General features: G+C 42.9%; 19 protein-coding genes, 1 tRNA gene and 1 pseudogene. 16 read left to right on the plus strand and 5 right to left on the minus strand.

The genetic code is table 11. From position 1 onward, the window contains the following. Positions 1-41: 41 nt before the first annotated feature. Positions 42-1049 carry a sulfate ABC transporter substrate-binding protein gene (locus FTT86_RS11440; protein ID WP_180181263.1) on the minus strand — a complete coding sequence of 336 codons (1008 nt, stop codon included), beginning with the start codon at positions 1047-1049 and terminating at the stop codon, positions 42-44. A gap of 159 nt (positions 1050-1208) precedes the next feature. On the opposite strand from FTT86_RS11440, the gene pabC reads away from it, so the two are divergent. From pabC to FTT86_RS11460, 4 genes are all read left to right on the plus strand, one after another. After that, positions 1209-2021 carry an aminodeoxychorismate lyase gene (gene pabC / locus FTT86_RS11445; protein WP_005103808.1) on the plus strand — a complete coding sequence of 271 codons (813 nt, stop codon included), beginning with the start codon at positions 1209-1211 and terminating at the stop codon, positions 2019-2021. A 1-nt stretch (position 2022) separates the two neighbouring features. Next, entirely contained in the window at positions 2023-3081 is a 1059-nt protein-coding gene (gene mltG / locus FTT86_RS11450; RefSeq protein ID WP_180181264.1) for an endolytic transglycosylase MltG, read from the plus strand. A gap of 2 nt (positions 3082-3083) precedes the next feature. After that, the gene (gene tmk / locus FTT86_RS11455) at positions 3084-3683 is read left to right on the plus strand and encodes a dTMP kinase (protein WP_180181265.1); all 600 of its coding nucleotides are present in this window, start codon (positions 3084-3086) and stop codon (positions 3681-3683) included. A 96-nt stretch (positions 3684-3779) separates the two neighbouring features. Beyond that, entirely contained in the window at positions 3780-4196 is a 417-nt protein-coding gene (locus FTT86_RS11460; protein ID WP_114540887.1) for a PaaI family thioesterase, read from the plus strand. 108 nt (positions 4197-4304) lie between these two features. Here the strand turns inward: FTT86_RS11460 and nadB are convergent, their stop codons facing one another. Further along, a complete protein-coding gene (nadB, locus tag FTT86_RS11465; protein WP_180181266.1) occupies positions 4305-5939 on the minus strand; it encodes an L-aspartate oxidase in 1635 nt (544 codons plus the stop codon). A gap of 229 nt (positions 5940-6168) precedes the next feature. On the opposite strand from nadB, the gene FTT86_RS11470 reads away from it, so the two are divergent. From FTT86_RS11470 to FTT86_RS11520, 11 genes are all read left to right on the plus strand, one after another. Then, on the plus strand, positions 6169-7554 hold the full coding sequence (locus tag FTT86_RS11470; protein WP_005247518.1) for a Do family serine endopeptidase: 1386 nt from the start codon (positions 6169-6171) through the stop codon (positions 7552-7554). Between the two features lie 120 nt (positions 7555-7674). Further along, positions 7675-8127, plus strand: coding sequence for a thioesterase family protein (locus tag FTT86_RS11475; protein ID WP_071852274.1), 453 nt, complete (start codon positions 7675-7677; stop codon positions 8125-8127). Positions 8128-8379: 252 nt separating this feature from the next. Further along, positions 8380-10197: a translation elongation factor 4 gene (lepA, locus tag FTT86_RS11480; RefSeq protein WP_180181267.1), complete on the plus strand. Its 1818-nt coding sequence runs from the start codon at positions 8380-8382 to the stop codon at positions 10195-10197. A gap of 20 nt (positions 10198-10217) precedes the next feature. Continuing rightward, entirely contained in the window at positions 10218-11045 is an 828-nt protein-coding gene (gene lepB, locus FTT86_RS11485) for a signal peptidase I (protein ID WP_129717231.1), read from the plus strand. A gap of 23 nt (positions 11046-11068) precedes the next feature. Then, complete coding sequence (locus FTT86_RS11490) at positions 11069-11440, plus strand: DUF4845 domain-containing protein (RefSeq protein ID WP_005103798.1); 372 nt, start codon at positions 11069-11071, stop codon at positions 11438-11440. Then, on the plus strand, positions 11412-12110 hold the full coding sequence (gene rnc, locus FTT86_RS11495) for a ribonuclease III (RefSeq protein ID WP_004279062.1): 699 nt from the start codon (positions 11412-11414) through the stop codon (positions 12108-12110). The genes FTT86_RS11490 and rnc overlap by 29 nt, the downstream gene beginning before the upstream one ends. After that, positions 12110-13138 carry a GTPase Era gene (gene era, locus FTT86_RS11500; protein WP_004279061.1) on the plus strand — a complete coding sequence of 343 codons (1029 nt, stop codon included), beginning with the start codon at positions 12110-12112 and terminating at the stop codon, positions 13136-13138. Before rnc ends, era begins: the two co-directional genes overlap by 1 nt. Positions 13139-13174: 36 nt before the next feature. Continuing rightward, positions 13175-13372: an NF038104 family lipoprotein gene (locus tag FTT86_RS11505; RefSeq protein WP_004645619.1), complete on the plus strand. Its 198-nt coding sequence runs from the start codon at positions 13175-13177 to the stop codon at positions 13370-13372. 11 nt (positions 13373-13383) lie between these two features. Continuing rightward, complete coding sequence (locus FTT86_RS11510) at positions 13384-14094, plus strand: DNA repair protein RecO (RefSeq protein WP_180181268.1); 711 nt, start codon at positions 13384-13386, stop codon at positions 14092-14094. 13 nt (positions 14095-14107) lie between these two features. Further along, on the plus strand, positions 14108-14833 hold the full coding sequence (pdxJ, locus tag FTT86_RS11515) for a pyridoxine 5'-phosphate synthase (protein ID WP_180181269.1): 726 nt from the start codon (positions 14108-14110) through the stop codon (positions 14831-14833). 13 nt (positions 14834-14846) lie between these two features. Beyond that, positions 14847-15500 (plus strand): tRNA-(ms[2]io[6]A)-hydroxylase, encoded by a 654-nt coding sequence (locus FTT86_RS11520; RefSeq protein ID WP_180181270.1) that lies wholly within the window; start codon positions 14847-14849, stop codon positions 15498-15500. Positions 15501-15697: 197 nt separating this feature from the next. Here FTT86_RS11520 and FTT86_RS11525 read toward each other — a convergent pair. After that, positions 15698-15773 (minus strand) — tRNA-Asn (locus FTT86_RS11525). 236 nt (positions 15774-16009) lie between these two features. On the opposite strand from FTT86_RS11525, the gene FTT86_RS11530 reads away from it, so the two are divergent. Further along, positions 16010-16465 carry a hypothetical protein gene (locus FTT86_RS11530; protein WP_005247501.1) on the plus strand — a complete coding sequence of 152 codons (456 nt, stop codon included), beginning with the start codon at positions 16010-16012 and terminating at the stop codon, positions 16463-16465. 36 nt (positions 16466-16501) lie between these two features. Here the strand turns inward: FTT86_RS11530 and FTT86_RS11535 are convergent, their stop codons facing one another. Together FTT86_RS11535 and FTT86_RS11540 are read right to left on the minus strand one after the other, a co-directional pair. Next, complete coding sequence (locus FTT86_RS11535) at positions 16502-16939, minus strand: PaaI family thioesterase (RefSeq protein WP_005247499.1); 438 nt, start codon at positions 16937-16939, stop codon at positions 16502-16504. A 263-nt stretch (positions 16940-17202) separates the two neighbouring features. After that, positions 17203-18072: pseudogene (locus tag FTT86_RS11540) on the minus strand (IS4-like element ISAba1 family transposase); the annotation flags it as partial.

Below are 18072 nucleotides of genomic sequence, written 5' to 3' on the forward strand. Positions count from 1 at the left end.
GGCCTTATGAATAAAGGCCATAATGAACTGCATTTAAAGTATTATTTTGCGTGATTGGCTTTGACAATCTGATCAAACACACCGCCATTGTCAAAATGCTGTTTCTGAACCTTGGTCCAGCCACCAAATTCTTTATCAATGGTGACCAGTTTTAATGATTTGAACACACTATTGTATTGCTTCAAGACATTCGCATTACGTGGACGGTAAAAGTTTTTCGCCGCCACAGTCTGTCCAGCAGGTGAATAGAGGTAATTTAAATAGGCTTTGGCCAGATGTTCATTACCATCTTTCTTGGCATTTTTTTCTACGATTGCCACGGGTGGTTCAGCCAGAATAGACAGAGAAGGAGTAATGATTTCAAATTTTCCTGGTTGTTCGCGGACAGCTAAATGTGCTTCATTTTCCCAAGCTAGTAATACATCGCCAATACCACGCTCAGCAAAAGTCGTAGTAGCACCACGCGCACCCGAATCCAGTACTTTGGTTTGTTTGTAGATTTGACGGACAAAGTCTTGTGCTTTGGCATCATTGCCACCTTTCTGGTGTTTGGCCCACGCCCAGGCAGCCAGATAATTCCAGCGTGCACCACCTGAAGTTTTTGGGTTCGGGGTAATAATGTCTACGCCTGGTTTAACCAGATCTCCCCATTCTTTGATTCCTTTTGAATTGCCTTTACGTACAAGAAAAACGATGGTTGAAGTATAGGGTGTCGAATTCTGCGGGAATTTCTTTTGCCAGTCTTTAGGCAGCAAACCACGTTCTGCAATTTCATCAATATCTGCTGCCAGTGCCAGTGTTACAACATCGGCATCCAGTCCGTCAATCACGGCACGTGCCTGTTTGCCTGAACCGCCATGTGACTGTTTATAGTTAATATCCTGACCGGTGGTTTTTTTCCAGTATGCGCTGAATTCCTTATTGAAATTGTCATATAATTCACGAGTCGGGTCATATGAAACGTTTAGGAAATCTTTTGCAGAGACACTAAAAGCGCTTGCTGATACCAGTGCTGCCAATACCCCAATTTTTAATTTACGAATGCTCATTTTTTCCTCAAGTTTTTTAGCTTTTGTTAGATGAGGCAAGAATAGCTTGAGTTTTTTTGCATAAAAAATAATTAAAAAAGAATTGGATGTGAGTAAAAGAGATATATAGGTGAAGCCTGGATATTACTGCTCAATTTATATTTTAGAGACCGTAAAAATATGCTGTATTTAAAAAATGCCCAACGTGTCAGTCATATAGAGGTGCTGGATCGTGGCTTTCATTATGGTGATGGTTGTTTTACTACGGCCCGGATTCGACATAACCGGATTGAATTGTATGATCGTCATTTGACACGTTTGCAAAACAGCAATCAGAGCTTAAGCCTGAATGCCAATCTCGATCTGATCACGGAAAGTTTACAGCTTCTCGGGGAATCAGAGGGTAAGCTGAACGGGACATTAAAGATTGTGCTCAGTCGTGGAGTGGGTCAGCGCGGTTATAGTTTGCCGGATCATCCCGCAGATCTCTGGCTGTTTTATTATCCTCAAGACATACAGGATTTTAAGTTTGAACAGATTCAAAGTGGCGTATTGCAGCAGGCAGTGGGATTGACTATGCCCAGTCTGGTTGGACTGAAAACCCTGAACCGCCTGGAGCAGGTTTTACTGAAACAGGAAGCAGATCAACGCGGCTGGCCTGAGGCAATAGTGACAGATGTACAAGGTGGCATTGTCGAAGGGGTGAGCAGTAATTGTTTCATTCTTATAAAGAATACATGGATTACGCCAGAACTCCGTTATAATGGCGTCTTCGGTGTCATGCGTGCAGAAATTCTACAACGTATGCAAGATCAGGGTATTGTCTATGAGCAACGATATATCGGTATGGATGAAATTTCCCATATTCGGAGTCTGTTTTTCTGCAATGCACTCAGCCCGATGAAAATTGTCACACAATTTGAGCAGCGCGCCTTGGATGGCAATGCTTGTATTGAACTTTTTAACCGTCTTCGATTAAACCAGATGTCTTAATATGTCAGCTTCCAAACCTAAAGCCAAAAAGAAAAATAAAGCGAGATTCTCCTCATCTTTCAAAGGAATTGCCTTAGTCCTGATTGGTATTGCTTTGATCTTGGCGTTAATCCTGAAAAGCAGTTTGTGGAAGGATTATCCTGTAGAAGGAAAAAAACAGCTGCTCGCGATCGAATCTGGTCAAACCTATTCCGGTTTTATTGATCGTCTGGCCACAGAAGATCAGGTGAGTTTCCCGATCATTCTCAAGCTGTATCAGCGCATCATGATTCATGACACCATGAAAGCGGGCGTGTATGAAGTACGCCAAGGCATGAGCATCCGTCAGGTCTTGGAGATGATTTCCGATGCAGACAATGCCCAGATGAGCCGGATTCTGGTAATTGAAGGCACGACCTTTAAGCAACTGATTGATGCCCTGAAGAAAAATGATTTAGTCACCAAAGAAGTACTGCATCTGCCTACTGAGCAATTACTCAAAGAATTGAATATTCCGTTTTCACATCCTGAAGGGCTGTTTGCACCGGATACTTATTTCTTTGCCAAAGGTGAAACTGACCGTAAAATTCTGACCAATCTGTATCAGCGCCAGATGAAAGCACTGGATGAGGCGTGGGCGAAACGTGCAACTGATCTGCCGTATCAGAATAAATATGACGCGCTGATCATGGCCTCAATCATTGAAAAAGAGACCAGTGTGGATCGTGAATTGGAACAGGTTTCTGGGGTATTTGTACGCCGTTTAAAAATTGGCATGCGTTTACAGACCGATCCAACAGTGATTTATGGCATGGGTGACAGCTATAACGGCAATATTACTCGCAAGGATTTACGCACACCGACGCCGTATAACACCTATACCATTTCAGGTTTGCCGCCAACACCGATTGCCTTGCCAAGCAAGAAAGCCATTGAAGCAGCCATGCATCCGGATAATTCTGACAACCTGTATTTTGTCGCTACCGGTAATGGTGGGCATAAATTCACGAGCAATCTGAATGACCACAATAAAGCCGTACAGGAATATCTGACGATTTTACGCTCGAAAAATAAGGAATGAGTATGTTTATTAGCTTTGAAGGCACAGAAGGTGTAGGTAAAACCACGCTCATTCGTTCGATCTATGAAGATTTTATCGCACAGGGCAAAGATGTTATTTTGACTCGTGAACCCGGTGGAACCCCGATGGCTGAGCAGATTCGCTCGCTGTTGCTGGCTGTGAACCATGAAGAAGCCATGGCGCATGATACCGAGCTGTTATTGATGTATGCGGCGCGTGCCCAGCATCTGGCACAAGTGATTCTGCCCGCATTAGAAGCTGGGAAAATTGTCTTATGTGACCGTTTTAGCGATGCCAGCTTTGCCTATCAATGTGCAGGTCGGGGTCTGAGCGAAACCAAGTTGCAGTTACTGAATGACCACTTTGTCGCACGCATGCCGGACATCACGTTCTGGTTAGAAGCACCTATTGAACTGGGGATGAACCGAGCACGTGAACGTGGTGCGCTGGATCGCTTTGAACAGGAAAAAGTCACTTTCTTTGAGAAAGTGAGAGCGGGATATGAAACTTTATGGCAACGTTATCCTGAACGGATCAAACGTCTGGATGCAACTCAAACGCCTGAGCAGGTATTTGAGCAGGCCTTAAGTTATCTAAAATAAGCCGATTATTAAAATACTTTTTATTTAATTTTTCTCTAGGTTTATCTGTGAAGAATCTTCTATATTAAGGCTGATATAGAAGATTTTTTTAATAAGATGAAAACGACCAAAACAGAGATAGAACAATTTTTACAACAAGAATTTCCACAAAGCCTGGAGAAGTGCCGAATTGAGAAGGTTTCGCCGCGTGGAGCCACTCTGCTTTATCAGGTGAGATCAGAGGAATTGCGTCCAGGCGGCACAGTTTCTGGCCCAACCATGATGACCTTGGCGGATTTTGCTCTTTATGTCGCCATTCTGGGTGAAATTGGATTGGTCGGTTTGGCTGTCACGACCAATCTGAATATCAACTTCTTACGTAAACCTTCAGGTGGGACAGATATACGGGGAGAGTGTAAGCTGATCAAGGTCGGCAAGGCACTGATCGTGGGAGAAGTCTGGATTTATTCGATAGATCATGAAGAACCTGTGGCGCATGTGACCGGAACATATTCAATTCCACCACAACGTTAAATATTTGAAATTAGAAGACTGGCTATAAATAGCCTAAGCTGACTTTGAGCAAATAAAAATCTAAAAAGAAAAGGAGATATCATCCAAGGATGTTATCTCCATCGACTTTTAACAATTCACCAAAGGTGTTTCCACTTCAAAATTTGGTGGCACGAGGACTGTTTTGCGTAGTTCTGGTAGCAGCTCTGGATAATCCAGGGTGAAATGCAGACCGCGAGATTCTTTGCGGTGCATGGCACAGCGTACAATCATCTCGGACACCAGCACCAGATTACGTAACTCAATCAGATTTTTGCTGACCTGGTAATCCTGATAATACTCGGTAATTTCTTTTCTCAGCATTTCAATACGATGTAATGCACGTTCCAGACGCTTCGTCGTGCGTACGATTCCGACATAGTTCCACATGGTTTGACGCAGTTCATCCCAGTTTTGCAGAATCACCACATCCTCATCCGGATTGGTCACCTGAGAATCATCCCAAGCTGGGACTGCAGGAGCTGGCTGATCGGCCTTGAAATTTTCCTGAATGTGCTTGGCTGCACTCATTCCATAGACAAAACATTCTAAAAGTGAGTTACTGGCCATACGGTTAGCACCATGCAGGCCAGTATAAGAGGTTTCCCCAATCGCATAAAGTCCAGCAATATCAGTCTGACTGTTTTCATCGACTATGACACCACCGCAGGTGTAATGAGCTGCCGGAACAACTGGAATCATGTCCTTAGTAATATCAATACCCAGTTCGAGCAAACGAGCATACAGGGTAGGGAAATGCTCTTTGACAAAGCTTTCATCTTTATGGGTAATGTCCAGCCAGACATGACGAATACCGAGTCGCTTGATTTCATAGTCGATGGCACGGGCCACGATATCACGCGGTGCGAGTTCGGCGCGCTCGTCAAAACGCAGCATAAAGCGTTCACCATCAGGCAGGCGCAGATAAGCGCCTTCGCCGCGCATTGCTTCAGTAATCAGGAAAGAACGTGCTTGCGGATGATAAAGACAGGTCGGATGAAACTGGTTAAATTCCATATTTGCGACCCGGCAGCCGGCACGATAAGCCATGGCAATACCATCACCCGTAGCAATATCTGGATTTGAGGTGTAAAGATAAGCTTTCATGGCACCGCCACAGGCAAGGGCGGTAAATGATGCTAAAAAGGTATGCACTTTTTCAGTGTTTTCATCCAGCACATATAAACCCAGCGCCCGATTGTCACCGTCTAAACCGAGTTTTTGCGAACAGATGAGGTCAATCGCAATATAATTTTCAAAGATTTTAATATTCTGTTTTTCTTGAGCCCGTTGTACCAGAGTAGTGGAAATGGCACGACCAGTCGCATCGGCCGCATGAATAATTCGGCGCTGTGAATGACCACCTTCACGGGTGAGATGTAATTGTTCCTGTTCATCGAGGGTAAATTGAACGCCATGTTTCAGCAGGAAATCAACCGAGGGTTTGCCACCTTCTACCGTCTGTTTAACCGCATCCATTTCACACAGTTGCACACCTGCAATCATCGTGTCATCAATATGCTGTTCAATTGAGTCCATTTCATCCAATACTGCGGCCACGCCGCCTTGAGCATAAAAGGTACTGGCATCTGTCAGGGTGGATTTCGCTAAGACTGCAATATTAAAATGATCTGGGAGCGATAAGGCTAAACTTAAACCAGCACCGCCACTGCCCACAATAATGACGTCAAATTGATGGGTAAGGGATAAATTAGACATGTCCATCAGCTAATTTTAAAAAAGTTTGGTAATAACAGCGCTTTTTTGTACAAAAGGCAAGCGTTGAAGTGCTCATTTATTGATGAAAAAAATTAATCAAAGCCTTAACTTAATGCTTTAATAATGAGATATTGCCCAGAATAAAGTATTGAAACATATTATTACTTAAACTTTACAGTGTTTGTGATAAAACCTATTTACATAAATTTATCAATAATTTGAGTGAATAATTTATATGAAAATTCTAGACTTAAAAAAAGGATTATTTGCAGCCACTCTCACCATGAGTGCTGCACAGTTGCAGGCTGTAACGCCGGTTGATTTTTCAAATCTGGTCGAGCAGGTCAGTCCTGCAGTGGTCAGTGTCAATGTCGTTAAAAAAATGAGCGAAGAAGAGCTCTTACAACAACAAGTGCCGGAAATTCTGCGCCGCTTTTTTGGCAATCAGGTGATTATTCCGCAGCAGCGTATGCCACAGGAAAAAACCGGTTATGGCAGTGCATTCTTTATCAGCAAGGATGGCTATCTGCTGACCAATCATCATGTGGTTGAAGATGCTTCCAAAGTCACCATTACCCTGAATGACCGTCGGGAAATTGATGCCACTGTTGTTGGGAGTGATGCACGAACTGACGTAGCTTTGCTTAAAGTTAATGGCTCGAATTTTCCAGAATTACGGACAGGGGATGTAGGACGCTTACGTGTTGGTGAGCCTGTACTCGCAATTGGTTCGCCATTTGGTTTTGATTATTCAGCTTCTGCCGGAATTGTCAGTGCCAAAATGCGTAATATGATGGGTGAAACTGCAGTACCTTTCATCCAGACAGATGTAGCATTGAACCCGGGTAACTCAGGTGGCCCTCTGTTTAACCAGCGTGGTGAAGTAGTCGGTGTCAACTCACGGATCTTTAGTGGAACCGGTGGGTATATGGGCTTATCCTTTTCGATTCCGATTGATGTGGCAATGGAAGTTGCAGATCAACTGAAGAAGAATGGTAAAGTGACCCGCTCTTATCTGGGCGTAAGTTTACAGGATATCGACCGTAACCTGGCCGAATCTTATAACTTACCTAAACCAGAAGGTTCTCTGGTAACTCAGGTTGCACCAAACTCTCCGGCTGCACGTGCAGGTCTGCGTGCCAGTGATGTCATCTTGAAATACAACGGTACCCCAATTTCACGTACCAGTGAACTGTTGAACTATCTGAACCGTACTGCACCTCAGCAGCAGGTACAACTTGAAATCTTGCGTGATGATAAACGTCGTAGTATTGCAGCGACTTTAAGTGCGGCACCAGATGATACTCCGGCAAAAGCAGGCACACAGGCTCAACCAAACAAAGGACCAGTGATCGGGGTTTCAATTCGTGACTTAAGTCCAGCAGAGTTGGCGAGTCTGGAAATCAAAGGCGGTGTGGTGATTCAGGATGTACGTCCGGGTGGTATTGCAGCACAGGCACGAATCATGCCGAATGATGTGATCACTCAAATTAATAACCAGACAGTACTGAATTCAAATCAGTTTGTGCAAGAGGTGTCTGAACTGAAAAAGGGTAGCATCGCGCGTGTCACCTTGATTCGTCAGGGGCAGCTTGCTGTGGTCGGGATGCGTATCTCATAAAATTGCTGGATTTTTGTGAAAGACCGCTTGTATAAGCGGTTTTTTATTTTTTGCAATTTACCCCAGCGATAAATTCGGTAGACTCTATAACCTTAAAATCATGGGAAGGATAACAGCACAGTGAGCGGTATTTTTGATCTTGCTTTAAAGGTTCAAGCCAACCATATTGATGGATTAGGTCATGTGAACAATGTGATCTATGTGCAATGGATGCAGGATGTCGCATCAGCTCATATTGAAAAACTGGGCTTGGGACTCAAGCAATATGTAGAGCTGAAACATGCCATGGTTGCTGTTGAGCATCAGGTGCAATACCGTAAGGCAGCTTTTGAGGGAGACGAGATTATTCTGCGCACCTGGCTGAATGATATCAATGCCTTGTATTCATTTAGACAATACGCATTTTATCGACCACAGGATCAGATTCTGTTGTTTACTGGAAGTACCCAATGGGCCTGTATCGAAATGGCCACCGGACGTCCCAAACGCATGTCACCGACATTTACCCAAGCATATCAGCCACTTTCAGAACATATAAATCCTTTTGATTTTTCCACTTTATATCTGGATTGAAAAGATTATGCTCTCTAGCCTGATCAGGATATCGGTCTAGCATTGAGGAGTAAATGGAGATAACAGTTATCTTCTACGTGTGGTGTTGATTGAGATTTCGCTTGACTGTGGCGTACATAAGGTGAGGGATAAAGGAAAAAATATAATTCTTTTTCTAGATCACCATTCTGCTATAATCCTTCGCAATTTCTATTCGGCTTTTGTTATGTAATATTTTTAAATTACATAGCGCGTTTTTTCTCAAGGTAACCCATGGCGCAAGCTAAAAAATCTGTTGATATTAAAAACATTCGTAACTTCTCGATTATTGCGCACATTGACCACGGTAAATCGACCCTAGCGGATCGCTTTATTCAAACTTGTGGCGGCTTGCAAGATCGTGAAATGCAGGCTCAAGTCCTTGACTCAATGGAGCTTGAGCGCGAACGTGGGATTACCATTAAAGCCACTTCGGTAACCTTGTACTATACGCATCCCAACGGTCAAGAGTATCAGTTGAACTTTATTGATACACCGGGACACGTCGACTTCTCGTATGAAGTCTCACGCTCCCTTGCTGCCTGTGAAGGTGCCTTGCTGGTTGTAGATGCTGCGCAGGGCGTAGAAGCACAGTCTGTTGCCAACTGCTATACCGCAATTGAACAAGGTCTGGAAGTACTTCCGGTACTGAACAAGATCGACTTGCCGCAAGCTGAACCTGAACGTGTGATTCAGGAAATTGAAGACATTATCGGGATTGAAGCCGCAGAAGCGCCGACCTGTTCTGCAAAAACAGGTTTAGGTATTGAAGGTGTGCTTGAAACACTGGTCAATGTAATTCCTGCACCTGAGGGGGATCGCGAAGCGCCGTTACAAGCGCTGATTGTGGATTCTTGGTTTGATAACTACCTGGGTGTGGTTTCTCTGGTTCGGGTCAAGCAGGGTCGAGTGCGTAAAGGCGACAAGATGTTGATCAAATCAACTGGTCAAACGCATATTATTACTTCTGTAGGTATCTTTAACCCGAAACATACTGAAACCGGTATGCTGGAAGCGGGCGAAGTTGGCTTTGTGATTGCTGGTATTAAAGATATTTTCGGTGCGCCAGTCGGTGATACGATTACACTGGCAGCAACACCTGAAGTGGCAACATTGCCGGGCTTTAAAAAGGTGAAACCACAGGTTTATGCTGGTCTATTCCCGATTGATGCCAGCGATTTTGAACCTTTCCGTGAAGCGTTGCATAAACTGCAAATCAATGACTCGGCCTTGTTTTTTGAACCTGAAAGTTCAGATGCACTCGGGTTTGGTTTCCGCTGTGGCTTCTTGGGCATGCTGCACATGGAGATCGTACAAGAACGTCTGGAACGCGAATACGATCTTGACCTGATTTCTTCTGCGCCAACTGTAATTTATGAAGCGGTGATGAAGAATGGTCAGACGATTTATATCGACAGTCCATCCAAAATGCCGGATGGTTCAACCGTTGAAGATCTGCGTGAACCGATTGCTGAATGTCATATTCTTGTGCCGCAAGAATACCTGGGTAACGTCATGACATTGTGTGTTGAGCGCCGTGGTGTGCAAAAAGACATGAAGTTTATGGCGAATCAGGTTTCTATTACTTTCGAAATTCCAATGGCCGAAGTGGTGATGGATTTCTTTGATAAATTGAAGTCTTGTTCACGTGGTTTTGCATCACTCGACTATAACTTTGTCCGTTTTGAAAGCTCCTCTTTAGTCAAAGTAGATGTCTTGATCAATGGTGAAAAAGTCGATGCCTTGGCGATGATCTGTCACCGTAACGATGCACGCCATCGTGGTATTGCACTGGTTGAAAAAATGAAAGACCTGATTCCACGTCAAATGTTTGATGTCGCGATTCAGGCGGCAATTGGTGCGCAAATCATTGCACGTTCGACTGTGAAAGCGATGCGTAAAAACGTATTGGCGAAGTGTTATGGTGGTGACGTGTCACGTAAGAAAAAACTTCTGTCTAAACAGAAAGAAGGTAAGAAACGCATGAAACAGGTGGGTAGCGTAGAAATCCCGCAAGAAGCGTTCTTAGCCGTATTAAAAGTCGAACGCTAAAATAATAAGGATATAAGCCCATGGATTTTGATTTTAATTTGATTCTTGTGCCTGCGACCCTGTTTTTTGTCGCAGTGTGGTTGCTAGACAAGTTTGTCTTGAAACAAAGACAAACCCGAGGTAAGGGCCATGAGAATTTTATTATCACCTGGGCTTATGACTTTTGGCCGGTACTGACCATTGTGCTGGTACTGCGTTCGTTTTTATATGAACCTTTTAATATTCCATCCGATTCGATGGTGCCGACGCTGGAAACTGGTGATTTTATTCTGGTGAATAAATTTGACTATGGCATCAAACTGCCTATGGTCAATACCAAAATTATTGATACCGGCAGTCCGGAACGTGGTGATGTAGCGGTATTCCGTTATCCACCGCAACCGACCATCAGTTATATCAAGCGTATTGTCGGCTTGCCAGGCGATCATATTGTTTATGATCATGGCCAGTTGAGCATTAATGGTGAAAAAGTGGCGAAAGTTCCAGTAGAATTTAGCCGCGAAAAAGACCGTTTAGATACTCCAAATGCCATTTATCATAAAGAAACCTTGGGTGAGCATACCTTTACCATGCGTGAGCTGGAAGGTGTGAATGTCGCTCGTCAGGCACCTTTTATTAACTATCTGGAAAATGGTAAATATTCAGGTGAAAATGGTTTATATTGGGAAGTGAAAGTGCCAGAAGGTCATTACTTTGCGATGGGGGATAATCGCGATCAGAGTGCTGACAGTCGTTTTTGGGGGCTTGTTCCGGAAGAAAACTTAACAGGTCGTGCCTTCTATATCTGGATGCATAAAGAACCTGGCTTTAAATTGCCATCGTTTGGTCGAAACGGAACAATCGATTAATTGTTTCAATCAGGAAAATAAAAATGAGACATCAACAAGGTGCTTCTTATATTGGGGTTTTATTTGCAATCGTGGGCTTTGCATTTCTTGCAAAAGTGGCGATTGCAGTGTGGGGGCCATACTTCGATGATCGTATGGTAGATGGTGAGATTGAGGCGCTGTTAAAAAGCGCTCCAGCCAATATAACGCCAGAAACATTCCGTCAACAGATGAGTCAGCGTTTAGAAATGAATAATATTCGTGATCTGAAGTTTGACGAAATTGCCAAAGTTACCAATACCGATGGTTTACAGGTGCACAAGAATTATGAAATTCGTAAAAATTTCATAATGAATATCGATTTAGTGATGAAGTTTGAGAAAGAGTTTGATCAAAGCACAGTCAAAGCTAAATGATGAACGTCTTGCCAAACGGATCGGCTATCAGTTTAAACAGGCTGATTTGCTGAAACTGGCATTGACTCATCGTTCAGTCAGTCATAAACACAACTACGAGCGCCTGGAATTTCTGGGCGATTCTCTTTTAGGGATGATCATTGCGAATTATCTTTTTAATGCCTATCCAAGCGAAAATGAAGGCCGGTTGACGCGTATGCGTGCGACCTTGGTTCGTCAGGAAGCATTAGGAAAAATCGCCAATGATTTAAAACTGAGCCAGAATTTGATTCTCAGTACCGGTGAATTGAAATCTGGCGGTCATCATCGTGAGTCTATACTGGCAGATACGGTAGAAGCCATTATTGGTGCAATCTATGTCGACTGCGGTGATCTCACTGTGCTAGAACCGATTGTGCTAAAATGGTACGAACCCTATTTAGATCATATTGAGCCGACAGATCAGCTTAAAGATCCTAAATCTCGCTTACAAGAGTATTTACAAGCACGTAAGAAACCTCTCCCAGTTTACGAGGTTGTAGATATTCAAGGTGATGCACCCAATCAGCATTTTAAAGTGGAATGCCAGATTGCGGGATTGCCGACCATGCAAGGCGAAGGCGCGAGCCGGCGTTTTGCTGAACAAGCCGTTGCGGCGGATATTTTGAAACTTTTGGAGCATAAGTCTTAATGACTACTCATTCCGATCACATTGATGCTGATCACGAGTCGCAAAGCGACAGTCACGACCTTATTAGTCAATTTTTTAGTGCACAAGGCACCGAGATCCCATCGGATTATCGTAGTGGTTTTGTTGCCATTGTAGGTCGCCCGAATGTGGGTAAATCTACCTTAATGAACCATATTCTGGGTCAAAAACTTTCGATTACCTCACGTAAACCACAAACTACACGTCATAAAATCGTGGGGATTGATTCACGTGAAAAATCTCAGGCGGTATTTGTCGATACACCGGGGATGCATAAAAAAGAAGTCCGTGCCATCAATAAAATGATGAACCGTGCGGCACATTCGGCTTTACGCGATGTGAACCTGGTTTTATTCGTAGTGGATGCACAAAAGTGGACGCCAAATGATGACCTGGTTCTGGAAAAGCTGAAAAATGCTGAAATGCCAGTGATTCTGGTGATCAACAAGCTCGATACTTTTGAAAACAAGAACGAAGCTTTGCCGCTGATTCGTGAACGCGAAAAGCTGATGAACTTTGCGGAAATCGTACCGGTATCTGCGCTTCGTGGTGCCAATCTTGAACATTTACGTGACACGATTGCCAAGTATCTTCCGTTCCAGCCACCACTATACTCACTGGATCAACTGACCGATCGTTCAGAGCGTTTCCTGGCGTCTGAAATTATCCGTGAAAAGATCATGCGTCAGCTGGGGGAAGAGCTTCCATACGATTTGACCGTTCAGATCGAATCATTCAAAACTGAAGAGCCGGTCTTGAATGAAAAAACCGGTCGTATGAAAGCTGCCTGTACCTATATTGATGCCACGATTTTTGTTGATCGTCCGAGCCAAAAAGCCATTGTGATTGGCGAGAAAGGTGTCAAACTGAAGAAAATCGGTATGGATGCGCGTCTCGACATGGAAAAAATGTTCGAACAGAAAATCATGTTAACCCTTTGGGTGAAAGTCAAAGGTGGCTGGTCTGATGATGAACGTGCATTAAAAAGCTTAGGTTATAGTGATATCTAAGCGATAAGCTTGATAAGACCCTTCGAGGAATCTGTGATGATGAAAGTGTTGGCAGTGGTTGCATGTGTTTTATTTCTGCAAGGCTGTATTCATAAAGTGGTCACGGTTCCTGTCAAGGTGGCTTATAAAACCACAAAAGTCGCAGTGAAAGGTACAGCGGCTGTTGTGGGCGCAGTGATCCCGGATGGGGATGACGAAGAAGATGATAAAAAATCAAAAAAAGATAAGGATTAAAGTACCCGCTTATGCGTAACGAAGTACTGCATGGCTATCTGATTCATCATCGTAAGTACCGTGAACGCAGTCATATTGTGCATTTATTTACCCAAGAATATGGCAGGGTAGACGGCATTCTCAGGCAAATGCCACCACCGCAATATCAGCCCATTCGTTTGCAAGCTTCAGGTAAATCCGAACTCAAAAATTTTACTAAACTGGAAATTGTCAATCAGCCGATTTTCTTTTTTGGCGATGCCTTTTTTTCGGGTTTTTATCTGAATGAAATCCTGTTGCGGTTATGTCCTTTAGAAGTCGAAATGCCGCAAACTTTTGCCAAATATGCTGAGACCTTAACTGCATTACAGCAATTATCCGTACAATCTAATCCAAATTTATATTTAAAACAGATCTTGCGCCAGTTTGAGCATGTTTTGCTGGAAGAACTCGGTTATGGTCTGGATTTTTCGGTAGATGCCAATCAGGCGCAGATTAATCCTGAGCAACATTATTATTTTCAGCTCAATGCTGGCTTTATGCCATCGGCTAAGGCCTTGCGCTCCACTATCTCCGGTCAACAGATTTTAAGCATGTTGACGCATGAAAATGGTGGGGATTTTAATCCGGAACAGTTACAATTACTGACGAAACTGTATCGACAGGTGATAACGGCTTTGCTCGGTGATCGACCATTGAAAAGTCGACAACTCTGGATTCAAAACTCTCAATCTCAATCATAGTTAGGAAAAAATTATGGCTGCATTACTTGGTGTCAATATTGACCATGTCGCAACTTTAAGACAAGCACGTGGTACGACGTACCCAGACCCAGTCAATGCTGCATTGATCTGCGAACAGGCAGGGGCAGAAGGTATTACCTTGCACTTGCGTGAAGACCGTCGTCACATTCAGGATGACGATGTACGTCGTATGCGTCCTGCGTTAAAAACCCGTATGAATCTTGAGTTGGCGGTAACTGATGAAATGATCACCTTTGCCAAGGAAATTAAGCCACAGCATGTTTGCTTTGTTCCTGAGAAACGTCAGGAAGTGACCACTGAGGGTGGTTTGGATGTCGTGGGTAATTTTGATGCTGTAAAAGCAGCGACTCAAGAGCTGGCAGCCATTGGTTGTGATGTATCTTTATTTATTGATGCTGATTTTGCACAAATTGATGCAGCAGTTGCTTGTGGTGCACCGACGATTGAGATTCACACAGGCGCCTATGCCGATGCAGAAACGCCAGAAGCGCAACAAGCGGAACTTGAACGCATTGTGAAAGGTGCTGAATATGCTGCATCTAAAGGTCTGGTAGTGAATGCAGGTCATGGTTTAAATCTGGATAATGTAACGCCAATCGCCGCGATTCCACAGATTCATGAGCTCAATATTGGTCATTCTTTAATTGCGGATGCGGTATTTGTCGGTCTGGCACAAGCGGTTCAGCAAATGAAAGCCGTGATTAAGTCAGCGCGTTAAGATTAGAGTGGTTATGTCGAATATTAATTATGATGAACTGATGCAGCCGGTGATTGCGTTCCTCGGTTGTGAAACACCACAAGCATGGCTGGATATGGCAGTCGAAAATCTTGAAATCTTAATGCAAGATCATGCCAACTGTGAAAAAAAAGCAGCCAGCACGGCCATGAACCTGATGTTCCGCTATAGTTATTTTGTTGATCTACAGGTAAAGCTTGCACAGCTGGTGCGTGAAGAAATGCTGCATTATGAGCAAGTACTTGAATTGATGAACAAGCGCGGTCAGGCTTGGCAGAACTTGAGTGCAGGGCGTTATGCTGGTAGTTTGCGTAAGGAAATCCGCACTTTTGAGCCTGAAGCCTTGATTGATGTCTTAGTGATTGGTGCCTTTGTGGAAGCGCGTTCCTGTGAGCGTTTCTACGCGCTTGCTTCGCGTGTTGATGATGAGTTGGCACGTTACTACCGTTACCTGCTCAAATCCGAATCTCGCCATTTTGAAGACTATTTGGCTTTGGCAATGGATGTGGCAACCACAGCAAAACTGAAAAATCCGAAAGAGGATATTCAGGAGCGAATCTTACATATTCGTGAAGTTGAAAAACAGCTAATTCTCGCGCCTGATGAAACTTTCCGTTTTCATAGCGGTGTTCCGCCTCAAGCGGCTTAATCTCGGTGACAGTTTAAAAATCCTCCATGCATGGGGGATTTTTTATATCTCAAAATTTTGAAAAGAGGGGTATTTATATATCGAATTTTATGAGGGATTGAAAATAATTATTCATTTTAAATAGTTGAAAATAACAAGCCGTCAAATTTTAAGATAATAAAAAAGCCCACTTCATGATGAGTGGGCTTTCTTGAATTTGGCTCTCCAACCTGGGCTCGAACCAGGGACCTGCGGATTAACAGTCCGTCGCTCTACCGACTGAGCTATTGGAGAATCTGAAAGCGATTATAGAGAGATTTTGACAGGGGTCAAGCAAAAATTATCATATTTATTATAAATACAGCCTGTCTGTTTTTAATTTAGGCAATTGCATGAATTTCACGAAAAATACTTGTCAGAATAAATTTCACTTGCTAGATTAAAACCATAAAGTCGTTTGACCAAATGGTCAAACAGTGTGGATTTAAACCTACTTGCCAGCACAAAAATGGCTAAACCGGAGACAGCGAATGAATACGCTCAGCATCCCTCAAATTTTCTCTCAACTGGCTTATTATCAAGAAAACTATCTGCAAATTATTGCTGATCCTGCACAGTATTATATCCCGGTTAAAGACGCTCATATCACGCTATGGCCCTTGGCGCAAAAATCACTTTATTTAGGTGATTTGCTGCAATTATGGTTTGCAGAAAAATGGTTGGTAGAAACTGAAAGTCAATTTAACTTTGAAGTTTTCCTGAATGCAGACTATCTGAAAGAGCAAGGCAAAGACCTTTATATCTATGCCATTTCTGGCAATCTTTTGACAGGTACTAATCAGTCTAAAGCGTGGCAAGCCTCAACAACACAAACACAAGATGTGGAATTAGCCAATGTTTCCAAGCATTATTTTGAGTTTCAAGGCTTAACTCGACCACGCTTGTCATTTGTTAAAGCAGGGCAGGCGAAAAGTAATATTATTTAAATGAAGTGTCTGATGAATTGTACAGGCTACCAATATTCATTCAGTCCGAATAATCATACAGGTCGCAGTGGCATGAGCATACAGGCGACCTTCTTCATCCAGAATCTGACCTTCAGAAATACCTAAATTTCTACTGAGATTAATTGATTTTCCTACGGCTTTCAGTGGCTGATTCTGAGGTATGGGGCGGCACATCTTTACATTCAGATCAATGGTGCCATAACCGACACCTGCTTCAAGTAAAGTATGAATCGCGCAGCCTGTCACGGTATCCAAAACGGTTGCAGCAAAACCACCATGGACGCCGCCAAGCGGATTTAAATGTCGATGATCAGCTTTTACCTTAAATTCTACATGTCCGCTTTTAATCACTGCTGGTTGCATCGACATGGTTTCGCTAATACTTGGGGCCGGGATTTTTTCATCACGCATCGCTTCCAGTAATGCTAAACCGCTCATTTCTTTTGGGTTCATTGTAATTTTCCTGTCATTATTCTTGAGTTGTTGAGATTTAATTCAAAATTGTGACATCGATAATAGCAATCTGGTATAGGAATGGCGGATTATTTTGTAAGAAGTACATTGCCTGCACCTGAGTAAAGTCATTTTTATAAAAAATAAGAAATAGAATGAGTTATGGCAGGATACTGGTATACATTTCTAATGAAATATCTCAGATCTAAATAATCTGACAAAAAAACGAATCTTATAAAAGAATTCTCTGTACACGACAAATTTCACAGAACCCTTATCCTATCAGGATTCTGCTTTCTTAAAATTGCCAAAATTTCCTTAAACTCTTCTTTTTTCCCAAAACCAATTAAACGCTGAATCGCCATTTGAACATAGTCTAAACCATAGCGAAATAAACTCATTGAGAGTCGTCCATGCTTCTTTATTTTTATCGCTTTTTTTTGATTATGTTGCCATTCACCCGTTAAGTAACACCAACAGAAGCTTATAGCTAACACCGCAATCAATTTTTTCACTCGTCTAGGGTCTGTCAAGCGCGTATTTTCAAGATTAAACCCGCGTCCTTTGAGACAACTGAATAAGGTTTCAATTTCCCAGCGTAATGCATAATCCTGAATAGCATTGGCATTAAACTGAGGAGAAACGACGAGTAAAAGCTCTCCATTTTCTAACTGTAGTGCACTTATATATAGTTTCACCCGACCAACCAAAATCCGTCGTTTACGACATTCAATTTGACCAACTTTAAGATGGCGAAATAAATCACTAATTTTATGATTCTTTCCTAAATGATTGGTGACAATGAAGTTTTTTTAACACGAATGCAGAAGTTGATGTCTTGTTCAATTAACCATGTAAACCACTGCTCACCGATAAACTCTCTGTCTGCGAACACATTCACAATACGGTCTTTACCAAAAATGGCTATAAAGCGTTGAATCAAAGCAATACGCTCTTTCGTATCTGAATTTCCACGTTTATTAAGCAATGTCCAAAGGATAGGTATCGCTATTCCACGATAAACGATTGCGAGCATCAGGATATTAATATTTCGTTTTCCCCATTTCCAATTGGTTCTATCTAAAGTCAGTTGCACTTGGTCGAATGAAAACATATTGAAAATCAACTGAGAA

It is taken from the genome of Acinetobacter sp. YH01021 (assembly GCF_013420255.1).
Taxonomy (GTDB): domain Bacteria; phylum Pseudomonadota; class Gammaproteobacteria; order Pseudomonadales; family Moraxellaceae; genus Acinetobacter.

Coding starts and splice junctions, on each gene's coding strand:
- FTT86_RS11470 (WP_005247518.1), top strand. CDS start 6,169: ATGAAAATTCTAGACTTAAAAAAAGGATTATTTGCAGCCACTCTCACC.
- FTT86_RS11490 (WP_005103798.1), top strand. CDS start 11,069: ATGAGACATCAACAAGGTGCTTCTTATATTGGGGTTTTATTTGCAATC.
- nadB (WP_180181266.1), bottom strand. CDS start 5,939: ATGGACATGTCTAATTTATCCCTTACCCATCAATTTGACGTCATTATT.
- FTT86_RS11505 (WP_004645619.1), top strand. CDS start 13,175: ATGATGAAAGTGTTGGCAGTGGTTGCATGTGTTTTATTTCTGCAAGGC.
- FTT86_RS11510 (WP_180181268.1), top strand. CDS start 13,384: ATGCGTAACGAAGTACTGCATGGCTATCTGATTCATCATCGTAAGTAC.
- FTT86_RS11440 (WP_180181263.1), bottom strand. CDS start 1,049: ATGAGCATTCGTAAATTAAAAATTGGGGTATTGGCAGCACTGGTATCA.
- pabC (WP_005103808.1), top strand. CDS start 1,209: ATGCTGTATTTAAAAAATGCCCAACGTGTCAGTCATATAGAGGTGCTG.
- FTT86_RS11460 (WP_114540887.1), top strand. CDS start 3,780: ATGAAAACGACCAAAACAGAGATAGAACAATTTTTACAACAAGAATTT.
- lepA (WP_180181267.1), top strand. CDS start 8,380: ATGGCGCAAGCTAAAAAATCTGTTGATATTAAAAACATTCGTAACTTC.
- pdxJ (WP_180181269.1), top strand. CDS start 14,108: ATGGCTGCATTACTTGGTGTCAATATTGACCATGTCGCAACTTTAAGA.
- FTT86_RS11530 (WP_005247501.1), top strand. CDS start 16,010: ATGAATACGCTCAGCATCCCTCAAATTTTCTCTCAACTGGCTTATTAT.
- lepB (WP_129717231.1), top strand. CDS start 10,218: ATGGATTTTGATTTTAATTTGATTCTTGTGCCTGCGACCCTGTTTTTT.
- FTT86_RS11520 (WP_180181270.1), top strand. CDS start 14,847: ATGTCGAATATTAATTATGATGAACTGATGCAGCCGGTGATTGCGTTC.
- FTT86_RS11535 (WP_005247499.1), bottom strand. CDS start 16,939: ATGAACCCAAAAGAAATGAGCGGTTTAGCATTACTGGAAGCGATGCGT.
- era (WP_004279061.1), top strand. CDS start 12,110: ATGACTACTCATTCCGATCACATTGATGCTGATCACGAGTCGCAAAGC.
- mltG (WP_180181264.1), top strand. CDS start 2,023: ATGTCAGCTTCCAAACCTAAAGCCAAAAAGAAAAATAAAGCGAGATTC.
- tmk (WP_180181265.1), top strand. CDS start 3,084: ATGTTTATTAGCTTTGAAGGCACAGAAGGTGTAGGTAAAACCACGCTC.